Below are 20,321 nucleotides of genomic sequence, written 5' to 3' on the forward strand. Positions count from 1 at the left end.
ACATCGTTCCTCGACGATCTTTTCCAGAACTACATCACCGAGAACGGCAACAACCCTCGCGCGCTCGTATTGGCTTTGAGCCGCTAGCCTTGACCGCACGGCCGCCGAACCCACGTGGGTTCGGCCGGCTTGTGCCTTTTGCGCACGCATCGAGGATATTTTTCAAGGCCGTTGGTGTGCCTCTTAATCTCGCTCGCATCTGCCCTTATGTGGATCGTGTGCGCGCAGCGTGTCGATGGCGGCACGCATGTCCGCGCCATCGTTCCAAATTCGCGGTTATTTCATTGACAACGCCTGGCGCCTATGAGCGCTAGCGATCGTATCGGCGTGTGATGTCCGGCACATAAGATGCCGGGCTGGTTGAAGCGGGGCTTGCACCACTGAAGCAGGACCGCGGATCAGGTAGGGAGGCCGTCTTGTTCTCGGCGAAAACGTATTCTCTGGCGAGCGCTGCTGTTGCTGCCGCCATGTTTGTGCTCGGGTCTTCACCGGGATATTCCGCGACGAACGACAGGATCGTGGTCGCTCAGCAGGCCGAACCGGCCGACGCTGGCCAGGTCGAACAACATCTGTCCGCGAACGAGGAAACCGCGCAAGCACCGGCGCCAGAGTCCGGCACCGCTGAAGAAGGTCAGAGTGCTCCGGCGCCGGAAGGCGGGGATACCGCAGCTCCCGCGCCAGACGCCGAGGCCCCGGCGGCCCCAGCCGAAGGTGGCGAAAGCCCCGCGCCCGACGCAGCAGCTGCACCCGAAGGCGGCGCTTCCGACGCTGCTCCGGCGCCCGCTGCCGAGCCGGAAGCTTCAGGCGCTGCGAGTTCGACCATCGAGGCCAGCCAGCTGAAAATCGGCCAAGCCGTTCTCGGCTCGGATGGCGCGAAGATCGGCGAGATCAACGGCGTCAAGTCGGATACGTCCGGCAAGGTGCAGGAGATCTTGGTCACGGCCGGAACACAGGCGGGCATCAACGCCCAGGTCTATGCCATTGCGGGCGACAAGATCACCGAGGTTTCCGATAGCGTGAAGCTGTCCCTCACGTCGGAAGAAGCCAAGCAGTTGCCGATCGTCGACAAAAGCAACGGCTAAGTTCCGCACACTGCCAATCACCAAGCCGCGCTTTCCCGAAAGCGCGGCTTTTTTCATGCTCGTTTATCCAAATTGCCGATCCTCTAGAGACTTTCCGTTTTTCGTTGAATCGCGGATCGGCTCCAGGTCTCTGTTTTGTCGTGCTTCTTATTGGAAAACCGGTGCCCGCTTTTCCGGAAGCACTCTATTGGCGAACGGCCGCGAAATCCTTTACCCAAGTTCCTCGCCGCGACGGAACGCGCGCAGCGCCAGGAGACAGAGTCCATGACGTCGAGAATGAGCCGTTATGCCGCCCTCGCATGTGCGTTTCTCGGGATGGCGATGCTGCTGCAGCCTTCGACGGCAAGGGCGGACGAGGCACTCGACACCAGCAAGCTCCCGCGTGTTTCAGGGTCCAAGGAAATCTACGCCAGTCCGCTGTCGACGATCTTCACGACGCCGTTCTCCGTTGCCGACACGGCCGCCGAAACGCTCGAAACTCTGAGCACCGAAGGCTGGCAACAGTACGGCCGCGTTTCCGCGAGCGAGCCGACAAATGCCGACATGGTGCTCGCCTCCCTCAAGAAAGGCGCGCAAGGTCTTTCGGTTTTCATCAATGCCGCACCCGCACAGAACAACGCGACGAGCGTCACCTACTCGGGTGTGCCGCTGGCGCACGATTTGCCGTTCCCGAAAAATGCGACCGACATCAAATTCGATGCCGATCGCCCGCATCTCAAATGCACGACGCCGGACACGGTCGAAGCGACGTCCGATTTTTTCCGAACGGAATTGATTACGCGCGGCTGGTCTCCGTGGTCGAAGGAGCAGTCGTCGAAGACGGCTTACGCCGACCAGAAGACGGAAAAAGGTCTCTATGCCTATTACGTTCAGGAGGGCCAGAAGCCGCTCATCCTGACGCTGCAGAAGGGCGACGACGGCAAGACCGCGGTCAACCTCGAAAGCATTCCTCCCGAGCTGACCGTCGCCGCCAAAGCGCCCGAGCCGAAGGCGGAAACGCCAGCTCCCGCCGAGCCTGCGCCGACGGCGCACGACAAGCTCGGCGACGCCATGGATGCGCTGGCGATCGACATCATGGAGCAAGCGAAGAAGGCGACGGCGGACGCTCTTTCCGGCGTGACCGCAGCGAAACCGAAGACGGATGCGAAGGGCGATCCGTCGGCGCAAGCGCAGTCTGTATTGTCGCCGCTCGACGGCAGCCCCGCGCCAATCCCGGTGCCCGCCACCGCGGACGGCGTCGAGTTCGATGGGAGTTCCGGCCGTCTGGATTTCAACAGTTCATCGAGCGTTGCCGAGGTTGTCGCCTTCTACCGCGCGCAGATGAAGCCGCTGGGCTGGAGCGAGCGCAAGACCGTCATCAATCAAGCCAACATGGTCGCGCTCGAATTTCATAAAGGCGAGCAGGAGGTTTCCCTCACCGTCATGAAGATGGGGGCGTCCGTCAACGTGACGGCGGCCGGCTCGGCTCTGGAGAAAGCAGCGGCGGCAACACCCGACGCCTCGACAGGCGATGCCGCATCCAACACATCCGAAACGTCAGGCCGCGAAACGGGCAGCGGAACGGGCAGCGAAACGGCGCAAGCACTCGAAGCCGACGAAGCGGGCGGGCTGCCGGTGCCCAAGCCGCACTCGCTGAGCGGCAGCGAGAAATCCCTTTTCCGTTACGGCGCCAACGCCAGCGTGCCTGCGAAGCTCACCGCCGTTCTCGATTTCTATCGCGCGGAACTCGGCAAGCGGGCATGGACCGAGGACACGGCCAAGAGCGTCATCAAACCAGATCAGGCGGTGCTGAACTACGCGACGCCCGAAGGCCCCGCCATCCTGACGCTCGGCCGTTCAGGCGGCGAGACGACGGTTCAACTCGTGATCCGTCAGACGGAGGCCGCGAAGACATCCGGAATGATGCCGAAATCCGGTCAGACGAAACTTCTTTTCGGCAACATCCTCGAAACACCCGCGACGATCGTCATCGCGGGAAAGACGATCAAGATCCCGGGCGGCGCTGGCAGCAAGGGTCCCGACGGACCGACGCTGGAAGTGGCGCCGGGCAAGCTCGCCTACAGCCTGAAGGGATCAAAAGCGCCGATGGCGAACGATGCCGTAGAGGTCGGCGCCGACGAGATCTGGGGACTGATGGTCGGGCCGGGCGGCGTGCTGCCGGTGCAGATGTACTGACCGGCAGCTGTTTAGCGTTTGGATTATCGATCGAAGCGCTTGAACTTGATGCGATGCGGCTCGACGGCTTCGTCGCCCAAGCGGCGCTTCTTGTCTTCCTCGTAGTCGGCGAAGTTGCCCTCGAACCATTCGACGTGGCTGTCGCCCTCGAAGGCCAGGATGTGCGTCGCCAGGCGGTCGAGGAAAAAGCGATCATGCGAGATGACGACGGCGCAGCCGGGGAAATCCTCGAGCGCCGCTTCGAGCGCGCCGAGCGTTTCGGTGTCGAGATCGTTGGTCGGTTCGTCGAGCAGCAACAGGTTGCCGCCTTCTTTCAGGAGCTTGGCGAGATGCACGCGGTTGCGTTCACCGCCCGATAGCAAACCGACCTTCTTCTGCTGGTCTGCGCCCTTGAAGTTGAACCAGCCGCAATAGGCGCGGCTCGGAACTTCTTTCTTGCCGCCAAGCAGCATCTGATCGAGGCCGCCGGAGATTTCCTCCCAAACGGTTTTCTTATCATCAAGGTGCGAACGCGACTGGTCGACGTAAGCGATTTTAACGGTTTCGCCGAGGCGGATCGTGCCTGCGTCGGGCGCTTCGGCTCCAGTGAGCATCTTGAACAGCGTCGTCTTGCCGGCGCCGTTCGGACCGATGACTCCGACGATGCCGCCCGGCGGCAGCTTGAACGACAGATTGTCGATCAATAGCTGGTCACCAAACGCTTTCGTCAGGCCTTCCGTCTCGATGACGATGCCGCCAAGGCGCGGGCCCGTCGCGATCTGGATGCTGGCGCGGCCGTTCTCTTCGCGTCCTGCATCGTCGGCGAGTTTCTCATAGGCCGTGATGCGCGCCTTGGACTTCGCCTGCCGTGCCTTGGGCGACGACCTGATCCATTCGAGTTCGCGCGAGAGGGCCTTCTGCTTGCCCTCCTCCTGCGCCTTCTCGGTTGCTTCACGCTTGGCGCGCTGTTCGAGCCAGCCCGAATAGTTGCCCTTCCACGGCACGCCCTGGCCGCGATCGAGTTCGAGCGTCCAGTCGGTGATGTTGTCGAGGAAGTAGCGGTCGTGGGTCACGAGAATGACGCAACCTGTGTATTCGCGGAGGTAGCGCTCGAGCCACGCAACGCTCTCGGCGTCGAGGTGGTTGGTCGGTTCGTCGAGCAGCAGGATGTCGGGCTTCGAGAGCAGCAGCTTCGTCAGCGCGACGCGGCGCTTTTCGCCGCCCGAAAGTTTCGTGACATCCGCATCTCCGGGCGGCGAGCGCAGCGCATCGAGCGCCTGCTCGACCTGCGTGTCGAGATCCCAAAGGTTCTGCGCGTCGATCTGATCCTGAAGCGCCGTCATCTCATCCGCCGTCTCGTCGGAATAGTTGGCGGCGATTTCGTTGTAGCGATCGAGGATGGCCTTCTTCTCGGCAACGCCTTCCATCGCATTGCCGAGCACGTCCTTTGTCTCGTCGAGTTCGGGTTCCTGCGGGAGGTAGCCGACCTTGATGCCATCGGCCGGGCGCGCCTCGCCGATAAAGTCGTCGACAACACCCGCCATGATTTTCAGAAGCGTCGATTTGCCCGCGCCGTTGAGGCCGACGACGCCGATCTTCGCACCCGGCAGGAATGACAGCGAAATGTCTTTCAACACCTGCTTGCCCCCCGGATACGCCTTGGAGAGCTTGTGCATGTGGTAGACATACTGATGTGCGGCCATCGGGGGCGCCTTCATGTAAAGGTTCAGGGATTGGCGCGCGTTCTAGCCGATCGCCGTGCATTGCTCAAATATATCATTGGGCTCGAGTTTCAACCCGCCCAGACCGACGCATGACCGCGAGCCTCATTGGGGGGACGGCGCGACCAGACCGGGGAGCATTTTTACGCGTTTGCTCCAGCGGCGCACAATCTCGGACGCGATGACGCCGGCGGAGTGGAGCGGCTCGTAGGACCAGGTTTCAATTTTGCTTCCGGGGCTCGGAGCTGGCTTGGTCACGCCATGCCCGGCGAGCGCCTTGTGAAAGCGATCGAACTTCGCGCCGCCGCCGGATGGCGCAAAAATATAAATCGGTCGCCCGGTCGCTGCAGCCTCGCACGTCATGCTGACGCTGTCGGCGGTGATGAGAAACAGATCGGCATGGGCGAGATAATCCGGATAGGGATTTTGACCGTGGCCATCCCAGAACAGTGCATTCGTATCGCGCACGGCGTCCTTGATGGCTGTCGCAAGGTTTTCCGGCGTGCGCCGCGATGTCGTGATCATCAGGCCAAAACCCCGGTGGGCGAAATCCTTCAAACATGCAACGAGCCTGGACTGGTCGTCGTCGTTGTACGTGTAATCTCCGTTCGGTCCGCCGATCAGACAGGCAACGCGCGGCTGCGGCAGACGCTTGATCTCAGCCGGAATATGCGCGCGCAGAGCTTCGATCCGTTGCGGCGAATAGCGGTGCGGGGACGTCAGCGTCGTGACGACATTGGCGCCGCGCAGACGGTCGTGCTCCGGAACCCAGATGAGGTCAGCGCTGCTCGCACCCGTCCGCGGGTCCATCAGAATGACCGTGTACGTTGCAAATCCGGCCTGGCGGCGCAGCGCGCGGAGATACGGGATCGTCGTTCGGCCCGTGGCAAAAGCCAGGACCGGCCACGGCGGAGCAAAGGCCGAGCCCCGCTGGCCGAAGTGTTCGCGCGGCGCGACGGGCCCCCAGGGCGCCATCCATTTGAAGACGCCAGCCGGCGCCACCCGTTTGACCTCGGCCTTCAGGCCCAGCGCTTCGACGACGCCAAAGCATTGGGCTTCGTGCCCGGCCTTGCCGTCGGAAAATATCCAGGCTGTCTGGCCTGCGAGGGGCTGAGCATCGGGCGGCGAAGCGGTCATGCGTCGATCTTTTCATCTCTCCGGAAGACGGAGTCGAGCCCCCACAGGGCCGCGCGCTAACGAAACAAATGAAACGTGATGCGACTACCTTGCGTTCCTGTTATTATATTTCCGCTGGCAGGAATGGATTTTAATGGCCATCGAGCTCGACGCGACGGACTGGCGAATTCTGAAGGAATTGCAGGCCGACGGGCGGATGACGAACATCGCGCTCGCCAACCGGATCGGCCTTTCCGCGCCCCCCTGCCTCAAACGTGTGCGGGTGCTCGAGGAAGCCGGACTGATCTCGGGATATACCGCGCTGATCGATGAGGTCGCGCTCGGATATGCGCTGACCGCGTTCGCGATGGTCAGACTGCATAATCAGGCGGAATCGGATCTCCGCGCCTTCGAAAACCGCGTTCTGGCGTGGCCCCTCGTCCGTGAGGCCTACATGCTTTCCGGCGAAAGCGATTTTATGCTGAAATGCATCGCGCGCGATCTGCCGGAATTCCAGAGCTTCATTCTCGACGCGCTGACGTCGGCGCCGAACGTGGCGAGCGTCAAGACGTTTCTGACCATCCGGAGGGCCAAGCGCGAGCCTGGTGTTCCAATCGCGGCGTCCGCACCGGACGAGACCTGAAGCACGAACAAAACCGAGGATGCATGCAGGGCTTTTCGATCACCCCGACACTCATGCGCTTCGCGCTCCTGCTCGGTTTGTTTTCGCTCGATGTTGCCGGCAACGCATCGGCGACATCGAACGATCTCTATGACCGGTATTTCTCCAACGTCCTCGCCGGCCGGCCCTGCTTCGCACGGACGTATGCAGATGGACATTTGAAAGCACATCCGGCGCAGCGCGTGCGCAGCATCGAGGTCGACCTCGCCAAAACGAATTCAGACGGTTCGCCGAATTCCTCCGATCGCTTCCAGCTCGGCTTCGCGCTGATGCTCGCCGCCAAGGACGAATGGTATGGACAGGCCGCAAGCTGCAAGGCGAACGATCACGGCTTCGACTGCTTCCTCGAAGGGGACGGCGGCATCTTCCGGCTGACACCGGTCGCCGACGGCGCGCTGCGCCTCAAAACCGGGGAAACAGGCCTCACGATCGAAGGAACGTCGGATACGGTCGAACTCAGCGGCACAGAGGGCGACGACAGGGTTTTCGACCTCGTGACATCGAAAGGCGAATGCGACGCCGCACGCGCCTTTTTCGAAGGGAGCAGCGATTAAGTCCGGTTGTCCGCGCGCCGAACCTTACCTCCAGGCGACTTTCAGAACCTCGAGCGTGCGCGTGCCCTTCGGCGTCGTGACGTCGACGCTCTCGCCCTTCGACTTGCCGATCAGTGCACGTGCGATCGGAGACGAGATCGAGATCTTGCCGTTCTTCAAATCGGCTTCGGTATCGCCGACGATGGTGTAAGTCACCTTGTCTTCGGAATCTTCGTCCTGAAGCGTGACCGTCGCGCCGAACTTGACCTTATCGCCGGACAGCTTCGACGTGTCGATGACTTCGGCGCGGTTGATCTTGTCCTCGATCTCGGAGACACGGGCTTCATTCATGCCCTGCTGTTCCTTGGCGGCATGATATTCGGCGTTTTCCGAAAGATCGCCGTGAGCGCGCGCTTCCGAGATCGCCGCGATGATGCGCGGGCGCTCGACAGCCTTCAGCCGCTGCAGCTCCACTTCGAGGTTCTTGTAGCCCTCGATCGTCATCGGCACCCGTTCCATCATCTTCTCCACGTCTCGAACGGTCTCTATTCGCGGAGCGCCCGGCTCCGACCCAGTTAACTCGCGCTTTAGTGAATAGGGAAGTGGCTGTGCTGGCACGCGCTATTCAAAAGCGTTCAGATCACCTGCATTGCGAACGGCTCAATGATGCGCAAAAGCCTGCAGCGGCGCCACTTGAAGCGTATCGGAATTCAACGCCCTGATGGCCCGCGTGACCGCCACTGCCCCTGACAGAGTTGTATAATAGGGGATGTGGTGAAGCAAGGCCGTGCGCCGGATGTCCTTGCTGTCGCTCAGCGCCTTGGAACCTTCGGTTGTATTAAAAACCAAATGAATGTCGCCGTTTTTGATCGCGTCGACGATATGGGGGCGGCCTTCCAGCACCTTGTTGATGCTTTCGCACTGGATGCCGTGGGCCTCCAGGAACCGCTTCGTGCCACGGGTGGCCACGACCTTAAAGCCCATCGCTTCCAGTTCCTTGACGGGGCTGACGATCCGCGCCTTGTCGCTTTCCTTGACCGACACGAAGACCGTGCCGCCCGAGGGCAGCGTCTGGCCGGCGCCGAGCTGGCTCTTGCCGAAGGCCATCGCGAAATCGTGGTCGATGCCCATGACCTCGCCGGTGGAGCGCATCTCGGGGCCAAGGATCGGATCGACGCCGAGGAAGCGCGCGAACGGAAACACGGCTTCCTTGACGGCGATGTGGTTGTAGACCGGCTTCTTCAGCTTGAAGCTTGCGAGCGGCTTGCCCGCTATGATCTGAGAAGCAATGGAGGCGATCGGCAATCCGACGACCTTGGCGACGAACGGCACGGTGCGCGAGGCGCGCGGATTGACTTCGAGAATGAAGACCTCGCCGTCCTTGATCGCGAACTGGATGTTCATCAGGCCGACCACGCGCAGCGCCAAAGCAAGCTCGCGCGCCTGCCGTTCCAGTTCCGCGATGATGTCGGCCGAAAGCGAGTGCGGCGGCAGCGAACAGGCGCTGTCGCCCGAGTGAATGCCGGCTTCCTCGATGTGCTCCATGATGCCGGCGACGAACGTGTCCTTGCCGTCGGATAGGCAATCGACGTCGACCTCGACTGCGTCGGTCAGATAGCTGTCGATCAAAAGCGGACGCTTCTCCGACACGACAAGCTCGGACGGGCGATCGAGCGTTGCGGAGAGGCGCGTGACGTAGCGATCGACCTCGGCGCCGTCGTGCACGATTTCCATCGCGCGGCCGCCGAGCACATACGACGGACGAATGACGACTGGATAGCCGATGGTTTCGGCAACGGCGCGCGCTTCGCCCGGTGTCTTGGCGATGCCGCTCTTGGGCTGCTTGAGATCGAGCTTTTCGATGAGCGCTTTGAAGCGATCGCGGTCTTCGGCGAGATCGATCGCATCCGGCGACGTGCCGAGGATCGGGACGCCGGCTTCCTCCAGCGCGCTCGCGAGCTTCAGCGGCGTCTGGCCGCCGAATTGAACGATCACGCCCTTGAGCTTGCCCTTGCTGCTTTCGACGCGGATGATTTCAAGCACATCTTCGGCCGTCAACGGCTCGAAGAACAGGCGGTCCGAGGTGTCGTAGTCGGTCGAGACGGTCTCGGGATTGCAGTTGACCATGATCGTCTCATAGCCCGCCGCCGTCAGCGCGAAGCAGGCGTGGCAGCAGCAGTAATCGAACTCGATGCCCTGTCCGATGCGGTTCGGGCCACCGCCGAGAATGATGATCTTTTCTTTTTCCGACGGATCAGCTTCACAGATGGGGTCGCCGCTGAGGCCGGTTTCATAGGTCGAATACATGTAGGCGGTCGGCGATGCGAATTCCGCCGCGCAGGTGTCGATGCGCTTGAAGACGGGGATCACGCCGAGATCGTGGCGCGCCCGGCGAACGTCGGCTTCGGTCGTCTTCGCGAGATGAGCGAGACGCGCGTCAGAGAAGCCCTGCGCCTTGAGCGCGCGAAGTTGCGTCGCCGTCTTCGGCAGGCCGTGCGCGACGACGCGCGCTTCGGTATCGACGATGCCTTTGATCTCGGCCAGGAACCACGGATCGATCTTGCTGTACTGGTGAACTTCGTCCTGCGAGAAGCCGAGGCGGAACGCCTGCGCGACCTTCAGGATGCGATCGAATGTCGGACGCGAGACGGCGGCGCGCACGACGTTTTTGTCGTCGCCCTGGCCGATGCCGTCGAGATGGATATCGTCGAAGCCCGTGAGCCCCGTTTCCATCGACCGCAAGGCCTTCTGCATGCTTTCGCGGAACGTGCGCCCGATGGCCATCGCTTCGCCGACCGATTTCATCGACGTCGTCAACGATGTATCGGAGCCCGGAAATTTCTCGAACGCGAAGCGCGGGATTTTGGTCACGACGTAGTCGATCGTCGGCTCGAAGGATGCCGGCGTCGCGCCGCCCGTGATGTCGTTCTGGATTTCGTCGAGCGTGTAGCCGACTGCTAGCTTCGCCGCGACCTTGGCGATCGGGAAGCCGGTGGCTTTCGACGCCAATGCGGAAGACCGCGAGACGCGCGGATTCATCTCGATGACGACGAGGCGTCCGTCGGCGGGATTGACAGCGAACTGAACGTTCGAGCCGCCCGTCTCGACGCCGATCTCTCGTAGCACCGCGATCGAAGCATCGCGCATCATCTGGTATTCTTTGTCGGTCAGCGTCAGCGCCGGGGCGACGGTGATCGAGTCGCCGGTGTGGACGCCCATCGGGTCGACGTTCTCGATCGAGCAGATGATGATGCAGTTGTCCGCCTTATCGCGGACGACCTCCATCTCGAATTCCTTCCAGCCGAGAACGCTTTCCTCGACCAGGATCTGCTTCGTCGGAGACGCATCGAGCCCGCGCTCGGTGATCTCGAAGAATTCCTCACGGTTGTAGGCGATGCCGCCGCCGGTTCCGCCGAGCGTGAACGACGGCCGGATGATCGCGGGCAGCCCGACATGCTCGAGGGCTTCGGCGGCTTCCTCGCGCGTGTGAGCGAGTTTGGATTTCGGTGTCTCGAGGCCGATCGTCTTCATCGCCTCGCGGAAGAGCTGACGGTCCTCGGCCTTGTCGATCGCTGCGGCGTTGGCGCCGATCAGTTCGACGCCGTAGCGCTGCAGAACGCCCTGCTGGTGCAGCGCCAGCGCGGTGTTGAGCGCCGTCTGCCCGCCCATCGTCGGCAGAATCGCGTCGGGCTTTTCCTTGGCGATAATTTTCGCGACGACTTCGGACGTGATCGGCTCGATGTAGGTTGCATCCGCCAGATCCGGGTCCGTCATGATGGTCGCCGGATTGGAGTTGACCAGAATGATCCGGTATCCCTCCTCGCGCAGCGCCTTGCAGGCCTGCGTGCCGGAATAGTCGAATTCACACGCCTGGCCGATGACGATCGGACCAGCGCCAATGATGAGGATGGATTTGATATCGGAGCGTTTGGGCATGCCGCGCAAGCGTTTGGCCGAAGCGGAAGCGGGCGACGCAGCCGGCTCGGCGATTGATGTTTCTGATCTCAGGCTAAGGGGGGCTTATAGGCAAAGGCGGACGGAGGGGGAACCCTCAAAATACTGCGGCATAGGAGTTTCACGACTGTCACACTGTGTCAGAAACTGCGCCCGCTCCTATTTCGCGCGCTCGAGGGACGGCAAAAACAAGGTGAGCAGGCCGAGAAGCGGCAAATAGGAGCAAATGTGATAGACGTAGTCGATGCCTTTGGCGTCGGCGACGATGCCGAGGACGGCGGCCGCAATTCCGGCGATGCCGAACGCGAACCCAAAGAACAACCCCGAGATCATGCCGACACGCCCCGGCACCAGCTCTTGTGCGAAGACGACGATCGCCGAAAACGCCGACGCCAGCACGACGCCGATGACGATGGTCAGCGCGATGGTCCACTCGAGATTGGCGTAAGGCAGCGCCAGCGTGAACGGCAGAACGCCGAGAATTGAAATCCAGATCACCGTTTTGGTGCCGATGCGATCGCCGATCGGGCCGCCGAGTATAGTACCCGCCGCGACAGCGCCGAGGAACGCGAACAGCATCAGCTGCGACTGCTGCACCGATACGCCGAACTTATGGATCGTGTAGAATGTGTAGTAGCTCGTCAGGCTCGCCATGTAGATGTATTTCGAGAAAACGAGCACGGCCAACGTCGCAATCGCAAGGATGGTGCGATCGCGCGGAAAGGGCATGGCCGGCGCTTCGCCGCCCACTTTCGGACGTGCGCGGACGGTGCTGCCCCACTGGCTCACGCGCCAGAGGATGGCGATGCCGAGCAGCGCGATGACGGCGAACCAGGCAATGCTCGACTGTCCATAAGGCAGCACGACGAACGCCGCGAGAAGCGGCCCGAGCGCCGTTCCGAAGTTGCCGCCGACCTGAAACAGGGATTGCGCGAGGCCGTGACGTCCGCCGGATGCCAAGCGCGCGATGCGTGACGACTCGGGATGAAAAACCGCTGAGCCGAGCCCAACCAGCATGGCTCCGATAAGCAGCATGGCGTAGCCGTGCGCGAACGACAGGAGCACGAGGCCAAGAAGCGTCGACATCATCCCGGCGCTGGTCGAATACTCGACGGGGCGGCGGTCGGTGTAATGTCCGATGAGCGGCTGAAGCAGCGAGGCGGTGCCTTGAAACGCCGTCGTCAAAAGCCCGATCTGCCAGAACGAGAGACCATAATTGGTCTTCAGCATCGGATAGACCGCAGGCAGCAACGACTGCATCACGTCGTTGAGCAGATGGCAGAAGCTCACTGCCAGCAAAATCGAGAACGTTACCTTGGCGGCCGCCGGTCGGGCGTCCACGGACGAGTCAATCGCGGTCATGAAGGTTATCTCCGGCCGCCGCTTTTAGCGTCATCGCCGGCGCAGGTCATCCTTGCGCAGGGCATAGCAGCCATCGAAGCGTGTGCAGCCCCGGCGACGATCTTGGAGATCGTTCTCGAACGGCTTACTTGCCAGTCTCGGGTGTCGCACCTGGAGCAGGCGCGGATTGCGGCGCGGCTGCGGGAGCCGGCTCGGCGACATCCTTCGGCGGCTCGATCTTGAGGTCGAGCGGGAAGGCATACGTCGTCTTGAAGATCGGCTTGTCGTCGCGGCCCGGAACGAGCAGGGCGTTGCTGTAGGGCAAGCCGGTGATCGCGTCGACGTAGAACACGCGGTAGGTCGGGTTTTTGAACGTCTCGCCTTTGGCCGGCTGGCTTTCGAGCTTGTAGGACATGACGTCATGTCCATCGACCGTGATTTTGCCGTTGCAGGCGTAGTTGCCGATATCTTTCTGTTCGGCAAGAACCGACTCTTCCACCTGCGTCTGCAATTGACCGGCGACGTTGGCGGGCATCCTGTTCCAGCTTCCGTCGCCCCGACGCGACCACGCTTCGCGGCCGATGAGGATGATCTCCGAGGACGCCTTCGTCACCGTGTTCGTCACCTTCTGGTGCATGCGATCGGGGAGGATGTAGTCGACCTCCATCGTCGATGGGCCGTTCTCGGTGATCATGTTGCTGGTCATGCGGAACCAGGACGACTTGCGAAGCTTCTGCAGCGACGCGGCGACTTCCTGGCTGCACGGACCCAGCGGCTGCTTCGCTTCAGCGGCGTTGGGCGCATTGCCCCCAAGCGGGATCGGCTCCGCCTGCGCGACACCCACGAGCGAGGCGGCGGTGACAACGGCTATTGCGAAGCGACGCATTGACGGGAATCCTTGAGAAAAGCCGGACGGCGAAACCTAATGAAGCTTTTGCACGGGCGCGTTTGCCGGCGCAACGATCTCGACGTCGGTCGGATAGGAATACTTGACCTTCAGAGCCGGAGGCGCGGTGCCGCTGAGCGCCGCGATGATGTTGTAGGCGGGCTTGCCTGTCGCCGGGTCAACGTAAACCGTTCGCGCCATGATCTTTGATGTATCCGCGCCGGCGGCGGCTTTTTCGGAAAGCCGGTAGGCGACGAAGTCCTGGCCGTCGACCTTCGAGTTGCCGACGCATTCGAACGCGCCGAGGTTCTTCGGCTCGCCGACCGCCTGGGCGAACTCGGCAACGATCGACTGCGTGAACTGTGGCAGAAGCTCTTCGAAGGCCCCGCCCGATCCGGCATAGGCGCGATTGCCGACCAGCATCGTCTGCTGCTCGCCGGGCATCGCGGGCGACGTCACCGTCTGCAGCATCTTATCCGGCGGCATATAGTCGATAATCATATGCACGTCGCCTTCCGCGGACGGCTGGCTGAACTCGACGCGAAAAACCTTGGACGTGCGCTGCTTTTCGAACGCCGCGAGCACCTCCTTGCTGCAATCGTCGGCGAATGCAGGGGTCGCCGCAGCAATCAACAGGAGAGCCAAATAAGAAGCGCGCATCCATTCCTCCGGGTATTTTTTCCTGGCTTATAGCCAAGTTTGCCCGAGGCGGGTGCTTAAAGTTCAGCAAGGTTTATCGGGCGGCGATCGCTCGGCTCACCCGTCCGGGTCCCGCTCAGCGCTCGCGGCGCGCGGTCTGGCCCTTCTGCTCACGCATCATGTTGACGAAACGCGTGAAGAGATAATGGCTGTCCTGCGGGCCGGGCGACGCTTCGGGGTGATGCTGCACCGAGAACACCGGCTTGCCTTCTAGAGCCAATCCGCAATTCGAGCCGTCGAACAACGAGACGTGCGTTTCGACAACGCCCTTCGGCAGGCTGTCGCGATCGACGGCGAAGCCGTGATTCATCGAAACGATTTCGACCTTGTTGGTCGTGAAATCCTTCACGGGATGGTTGGCGCCGTGATGACCTTGATGCATTTTCCGGGTCTTGCCGCCAAGGGCGAGGCCCAGCATCTGGTGACCGAGGCAGATGCCGAAAACGGGCTTGCCGCTGTCGACCAGCTTCTTGATTTCGGGCACCGCATATTCGCCGGTCGCCGCTGGATCGCCGGGACCGTTCGACAGAAAGACGCCGTCCGGATTGCGCGCCAGCACGTCCTCGGCCTTCTCGGTTGCCGGGACCACCGTCACCTTGCAGCCCGCCGAGGCGAGGCAGCGCAGGATGTTGCGCTTCAGGCCGTAATCGATGGCGACGACGTGGAACTCAGGATTTTCATTGCGTGTGAAGCCCTGGTTCCAGACCCAGCGCTGCTCGTCCCAGGAATAGCTCTGGCCGCTGGTGACGTCAGGAACGAGATCGAGCCCGAGAAGACCGGACCAAGCTTTCGCTTCCGTCTTCAGCTTGTCGATATCGAACTGGCCCGACGGGTCGTGCGCGATGACGGCGTTCGGCATGCCCTTTTCGCGAATGCGCGCGGTCAGCGCCCGTGTATCGATGCCGCTGATCGCGACGATGCCGCGCGTCTTGAGCCACGCATTGAGATGTTCGGCGGAGCGATAGTTCGACGGCTCGGTGATGTCGGCGCGCAGAACGCAGCCGCGCACGCCGGAGCGGGAGGCAAGGTTCGACGTTTCGGTGTCCTCGGAATTGGCCCCGACGTTGCCGATGTGGGGAAACGTGAATGTGATGATCTGGCCCGCATAGCTCGGGTCGGTCAGGATTTCCTGATAGCCGGTGATGGCGGTGTTGAAGCACACCTCGCCGACGGCCGAACCCGTGGCGCCGAGACCACGCCCGGCGATCACGGTCCCGTCGTCGAAAACGAGGCGTGCGGTCAGGGGCACATCTGTCCAGGGTTCAGGTGCAGTCATCGGTCATCCGGGTGTTGGAGCGCCAAGCCGCGTGACGGCTTAAATTGCGCCGGAACCTATGGGAACGGCCTTGCGTCGTCAATTGCGCGAGAAATGCCGCACGCGGCGCCGCTCTTGCCCTGGCGGACATGCCCTCCTAAACCACCGTCTTGCAATTCAGGAGGCGACAATGCGTGCCAAGATCAGCGACGACCTTAAGGTGGCGATGAAAGCCGGAGAGAAAACGCGCGTCGCGACGCTGCGTCTCATCAACGCCGGCATCCAGTCCGCCGAGATCGAAGCCAAGAAGACGCTCGATGACGCGGGCATCCTCGCGGTCATGACCAAGATGGTGAAGCAGCGGCGCGATTCCATCGAGCAGTATACCAACGGCGGACGGCCCGACCTCGCCGAGATCGAGCAAGCCGAGATCGGCATCATCGAGGCGTATTTGCCGAAGCAGATGGACGAGGACGACGTCAAAGCCGCCGTTCAGTCGGCAATCGCGGAAACGGGCGCCGCCTCGGCGAAGGATATGGGAAAGGTCATGGGCATGCTGAAAGCCAAGTACGCCGGAAAGATGGATTTCCAAAAGGCGAGCGCCGCCGTCAAAGCCGCACTTGGCTAGTTGTTCCGGCGACTGACGGGCCTGTGGAAAGCGGGTATCGGCGCCGCCACTTTGCTTTGGAAGCACAACGCGATCCGGCGAATCACTTAATCCAGTCGTATACGACGAATCTGGGATTTACCGAGGCATCCGCGCGCTCATGCGATTTAATCCGAATTTTCTGGATGAGATCCGCGCGCGTCTGCCGGTCAGTCAGGTCGTCGGGCGCAAGGTGGCGCTGAAAAAGGCGGGACGCGAATACAAGGGCCTGTCGCCGTTCAAGACCGAGAAAAGCCCGTCGTTCTTCGTCAACGATCAAAAAGGCTTCTACCATTGCTTCGCCTCGGGCGAGCACGGCGACATCTTCACCTTCCTGATGAAGACCGAGGGCCTGGAATTTCCGGAGGCTGTCGAGCGGCTGGCGCAGGAAGCCGGCATTCCGATGCCCAAGCAGCCGGAGCGCAATGTCGCCGAGGAAGACCAGCGCGACAGGCTTTACCGGCTGCTCGAAGCGTCGGCGGCCTTTTTCGAGGACAGCCTGCGCTCGGGCCTTGGCGCGGACGCCCGGCGCTACATCGAAAAGCGCGGGCTGGCTCGCGACACCATCCAGACATTCCGGCTCGGCTTCGCGCCGAACTCGCGCACGGCGTTGACGGCGCATCTCAAGGCCAAAGGATTTTATCTGGCCGATATGGCGTCGGCGGGAATGCTGATCGCAGGCAGCGACATCCCCGAACCCTACGACCGCTTCCGCAACCGCGTCATGTTTCCGATCCTCGATCTCAAGGGACGGGTCATCGCGTTCGGCGGGCGGGCGCTCGAAAAGGACGTTCCGGCGAAATACCTGAACTCGCCCGAGACGCCCCTCTTTCATAAGGGCCACACGCTTTTCAACGCGGCGCGGGCGCGTTCAGCCGCGCACGACAAGGATCGCGTCATCGTCGTCGAAGGCTACATGGACGTCGTGGCGCTTTCGGAAGCAGGATTTGTTGAGTCGGTGGCGCCGCTCGGCACCGCGCTTACCGAAGATCAGATCAAACTGCTCTGGCGCTTCGCGCAGGAACCGACGCTCTGTTTCGACGGCGACAGCGCCGGCCGCAAGGCCGCCGACCGGGCCGTCGAGGTCGCCCTGCCGTGGCTGAAGCCCGGCCATAGCCTCGGCTTCGCGTTCCTGCCAGACGGCCTCGATCCGGACGACCTCATCCGGCAGCAGGGCGCGGCTGCCATGTCGGATGCGCTGGCCAAGGCGCGACCGCTCGTCGACGTTCTCTGGGAGCGCGAACTTCGCGCCGGCCCTTCCGACACGCCGGAGCAGCGTGCGGCCCTTGAAGCCCGGATCTTTGCCTTGGCGGGTATGATTCAGGATGCAACCGTGCGTTCCCACTATCAGCGGGAGCTCCGCGACAGGTTGTATCAGCTGGGACGCAATCGTTTTCCGCGTCCGGTGGCGGGGGTGCCCACAGGCCGCCAGGGCGGTGGCTTCGCGCAGGCGTCTTATGCTCGTCCCGTGGCGGCGCCGGACTGGAAGGCGCGCGACCGCGCCCGGCTCAACGGCCCCGAGCGTCGCTTCACGAAGAAAAACAATCTATCTGAGCTGGTTAACGCCAGCCCAGAACTCGCCGGCCATATGCAAAGCGTGCTCCCGCGCGAGGCGCTGATCATGAAGACGTTGCTCAACCATCCCTGGTTGATCGACGAGCATTCGGAGGCCATCGTAGCTATCGAATTTGCGTCGCAGCCGCTGACTGCGCTCCGGGACGAAATTTTAGCGGTGCATGCGCGGCAGAATTCCCTTGACAGGGCCACTCTAGGCACCCAATTGAGCAAATCGGGGGTTGCAAAGGTGGTGGACCTCGTCGCGCGAACGATTACGCACATCAGCGACCGTTTTGCCGAGCCAGATGCCTCCGCCACTGATGTCGAAGCCGCCTGGAACCATATTCTTGCTTTGCATCAGCGGCAGGACGCTTTGGGGCGTGCGCTGAAGGTAGCGGAAGAAGCTTGGTATCAGGATTGCACGGAAGAGGCTGAGACCCACCTTCTCGACATCAAACGCCAGATCGCCCGCGAGGCGTCGATGGACCAGATGGACACCGAGATCGATCAACCCGCTGACGACACTCCGATCGTAAAGCGCGCCGGTTAGGTGCGTTGAAGTTTATCGGCCCTGGGCATAGCGGTGCGGCAACCGCCCGGGACCTGAAAATGATGCTTAGGCCGGTCCCTCGCGAACGGCCTGTACACAAGGACACCAGGATGGCACGCGCCCAGCAGGCAGCTCAGAAAACGGAAGAGAAAGAGCAACCGGCAGCCGACGCGCCCGAGCGCGACAGCCCCCTGCTCGATCTTTCCGATCAAGCGGTCAAACGCCTTTTGAAGTCTGCCAAGGCCAAGGGCTACGTGACGCTCGATCAGCTGAACTCGGTGCTGCCGTCGGAAGAGGTTTCGTCCGACCAGATCGAGGACCTTTACGCGACGCTCTCCGACATGGGCATCACCGTCGTCGAGAACGAGGAGGGCGAAGAGGCGGCCGAAGGCGCCGAAGACAGCGGCGACGAAGAGGAAGGCCGCGCGCTCGTCGCCCAGAACAACGCTCTCGTCAAAAGCGAGGCGAAGTCGGAGCCTGCCGAACGCACCGACGATCCCGTGCGCATGTACCTGCGCGAGATGGGGTCCGTCGAGCTCTTGTCTCGCGAAGGCGAAATCGCCATCGCGAAGCGCATCGAGGCCGGCCGCGAAGCGATGATCGCGGGCCTTTGCGAAAGCCCGCTGACGTTCCAGGCCATCATCATCTGGCGCGACGAACTCAACGAAGGCAAGATTCTGCTTCGCGACATCATCGATCTCGAAGCGACCTACGAAGGGCCGGAAGTCAAAGAGGGTGCCGAGACCGGCTCCGACGATGCGGCCGAGCCTGTGCAAGCTGCTCCTGCTCAGCGTCCCTCGGGCGCGCCGGAAGGCGATGTTGACGATGACGAGGAATTCGAGAACGCGATGTCGCTCGCGGCGATGGAAGCGGAACTGAAGCCGAAAGTCCTCGAGACGTTCGACCAGATTGCCGCGACGTACAAAAAACTTCGCAAGCAGCAGGACAAGAAGCTTGAGCAGCAGCTGGTCGGCGACCAGGGCTCGCGCCAGCAGCAGAAGGCGTACGAGAAAATCCGCGACGAAATCATCGTCGACGTCAAATCGCTGTCGCTCAACAACAACCGCATCGAGAGCCTCGTCGAGCAGCTCTACGCGATCAACAAGCGCCTCATCGGCCTCGAAGGCCGCCTCATGCGTCTGGCCGACAGCTACGGCGTGCCGCGCCAGCACTTCATCGACGAATACTACGGCAACGAGCTCGATCAGACGTGGCTCGACCGCGTCGCCGGCAACGGCAAGAAGTGGGGCCAGTTCGTCAAGACCGAGCGGACCCAGGTCGTGGATATTCGCACCGAAATCCATCAGCTCGCGACGGAAACCGGCCTCGAAATTCCCGAATACCGGCGTATCGTCAAAGCGGTGCAGAAGGGCGAGCGCGAAGCCCGTCAGGCCAAGAAGGAAATGGTCGAAGCCAACCTGCGCCTCGTCATCTCGATCGCCAAGAAGTACACGAACCGCGGCCTGCAGTTCCTCGATCTCATCCAGGAAGGCAACATCGGCCTGATGAAGGCGGTCGATAAGTTCGAATACCGCCGCGGCTACAAGTTCTCGACCTACGCGACGTGGTGGATCCGGCAGGCGATCACCCGCTCGATCGCCGACCAGGCGCGCACGATCCGCATCCCGGTGCACATGATCGAGACGATCAACAAGATCGTCCGCACGTCGCGCCAGATGCTGCACGAGATCGGCCGCGAGCCGACGCCGGAAGAACTCGCCGAAAAGCTGGCGATGCCGCTGGAAAAGGTTCGCAAGGTTCTGAAGATCGCGAAGGAGCCGATCTCGCTCGAGACGCCGATCGGCGACGAGGAAGATTCGCATCTCGGCGATTTCATCGAGGACCGCAACGCGGTGCTACCGATCGAGGCGGCGATTCAGTCGAACCTGCGCGATACGACGACGCGCGTGCTCGCCTCGCTGACGCCGCGCGAAGAGCGCGTGCTGCGCATGCGCTTCGGTATCGGCATGAACACCGACCATACGCTGGAAGAAGTCGGCCAGCAGTTCTCGGTGACGCGCGAACGTATCCGCCAGATCGAAGCCAAGGCACTGCGCAAGCTAAAGCACCCGTCGCGATCGCGAAAGCTGCGAAGCTTCCTCGACAACTGATCAAACAACAAGGGCCGCGAAAGCGGCCCTTCTG

At 62.1% G+C, this 20,321-nt stretch carries 15 protein-coding genes; 7 read left to right on the forward strand and 8 right to left on the reverse strand.

Features of this window, described 5'->3' with window-relative positions; translation table 11 throughout:
- Nucleotides 1-416 precede the first annotated feature (416 nt).
- On the forward strand, nt 417-1,082 hold the full coding sequence (locus WC026_RS15900; RefSeq protein WP_372711987.1) for a PRC-barrel domain containing protein: 666 nt from the start codon (nt 417-419) through the stop codon (nt 1,080-1,082).
- Between the two features lie 264 nt (nt 1,083-1,346).
- On the forward strand, nt 1,347-3,257 hold the full coding sequence (locus tag WC026_RS15905; protein ID WP_372711988.1) for a hypothetical protein: 1,911 nt from the start codon (nt 1,347-1,349) through the stop codon (nt 3,255-3,257).
- 23 nt (nt 3,258-3,280) lie between these two features.
- Here the strand turns inward: WC026_RS15905 and ettA are convergent, their stop codons facing one another.
- Both ettA and WC026_RS15915 read right to left on the reverse strand, forming a co-directional pair.
- Complete coding sequence (ettA, locus tag WC026_RS15910) at nt 3,281-4,939, reverse strand: energy-dependent translational throttle protein EttA (protein ID WP_372711989.1); 1,659 nt, start codon at nt 4,937-4,939, stop codon at nt 3,281-3,283.
- A 123-nt stretch (nt 4,940-5,062) separates the two neighbouring features.
- A complete protein-coding gene (locus WC026_RS15915) occupies nt 5,063-6,094 on the reverse strand; it encodes a mitochondrial fission ELM1 family protein (protein ID WP_372711990.1) in 1,032 nt (343 codons plus the stop codon).
- 133 nt (nt 6,095-6,227) lie between these two features.
- Between WC026_RS15915 and WC026_RS15920 the strand changes: the two genes are divergently transcribed.
- Together WC026_RS15920 and WC026_RS15925 are read left to right on the forward strand one after the other, a co-directional pair.
- Nucleotides 6,228-6,716 carry an Lrp/AsnC family transcriptional regulator gene (locus tag WC026_RS15920; protein ID WP_372711991.1) on the forward strand — a complete coding sequence of 163 codons (489 nt, stop codon included), beginning with the start codon at nt 6,228-6,230 and terminating at the stop codon, nt 6,714-6,716.
- 23 nt (nt 6,717-6,739) lie between these two features.
- Nucleotides 6,740-7,309 (forward strand): hypothetical protein, encoded by a 570-nt coding sequence (locus WC026_RS15925; RefSeq protein ID WP_372711992.1) that lies wholly within the window; start codon nt 6,740-6,742, stop codon nt 7,307-7,309.
- A gap of 24 nt (nt 7,310-7,333) precedes the next feature.
- Here the strand turns inward: WC026_RS15925 and greA are convergent, their stop codons facing one another.
- The 6 genes from greA to carA all read right to left on the reverse strand — a co-directional run bounded on the left by greA (nt 7,334) and on the right by carA (nt 15,444).
- Nucleotides 7,334-7,807 carry a transcription elongation factor GreA gene (gene greA / locus WC026_RS15930; protein ID WP_372712001.1) on the reverse strand — a complete coding sequence of 158 codons (474 nt, stop codon included), beginning with the start codon at nt 7,805-7,807 and terminating at the stop codon, nt 7,334-7,336.
- Between the two features lie 141 nt (nt 7,808-7,948).
- Entirely contained in the window at nt 7,949-11,224 is a 3,276-nt protein-coding gene (gene carB / locus WC026_RS15935; RefSeq protein WP_372711993.1) for a carbamoyl-phosphate synthase large subunit, read from the reverse strand.
- Nucleotides 11,225-11,401: 177 nt separating this feature from the next.
- Nucleotides 11,402-12,604 (reverse strand): MFS transporter, encoded by a 1,203-nt coding sequence (locus WC026_RS15940; protein WP_372711994.1) that lies wholly within the window; start codon nt 12,602-12,604, stop codon nt 11,402-11,404.
- A gap of 124 nt (nt 12,605-12,728) precedes the next feature.
- A complete protein-coding gene (locus WC026_RS15945; RefSeq protein ID WP_372711995.1) occupies nt 12,729-13,469 on the reverse strand; it encodes a hypothetical protein in 741 nt (246 codons plus the stop codon).
- A gap of 36 nt (nt 13,470-13,505) precedes the next feature.
- Nucleotides 13,506-14,129 (reverse strand): hypothetical protein, encoded by a 624-nt coding sequence (locus tag WC026_RS15950; RefSeq protein WP_372711996.1) that lies wholly within the window; start codon nt 14,127-14,129, stop codon nt 13,506-13,508.
- 115 nt (nt 14,130-14,244) lie between these two features.
- Entirely contained in the window at nt 14,245-15,444 is a 1,200-nt protein-coding gene (gene carA / locus WC026_RS15955; RefSeq protein ID WP_372711997.1) for a glutamine-hydrolyzing carbamoyl-phosphate synthase small subunit, read from the reverse strand.
- 169 nt (nt 15,445-15,613) lie between these two features.
- Here carA and WC026_RS15960 point away from each other — a divergent pair, with 169 nt between their 5' ends.
- From WC026_RS15960 to rpoD, 3 genes are all read left to right on the forward strand, one after another.
- Entirely contained in the window at nt 15,614-16,051 is a 438-nt protein-coding gene (locus tag WC026_RS15960; RefSeq protein ID WP_372711998.1) for a GatB/YqeY domain-containing protein, read from the forward strand.
- A 139-nt stretch (nt 16,052-16,190) separates the two neighbouring features.
- Complete coding sequence (gene dnaG, locus WC026_RS15965) at nt 16,191-18,176, forward strand: DNA primase (RefSeq protein ID WP_372711999.1); 1,986 nt, start codon at nt 16,191-16,193, stop codon at nt 18,174-18,176.
- Between the two features lie 110 nt (nt 18,177-18,286).
- Complete coding sequence (gene rpoD, locus WC026_RS15970; RefSeq protein ID WP_372712000.1) at nt 18,287-20,287, forward strand: RNA polymerase sigma factor RpoD; 2,001 nt, start codon at nt 18,287-18,289, stop codon at nt 20,285-20,287.
- The last annotated feature ends 34 nt before the right edge of the window (nt 20,288-20,321 follow it).

This window comes from Hyphomicrobium sp., assembly GCF_041674905.1.
Classification (GTDB): domain Bacteria; phylum Pseudomonadota; class Alphaproteobacteria; order Rhizobiales; family Hyphomicrobiaceae; genus Hyphomicrobium_B.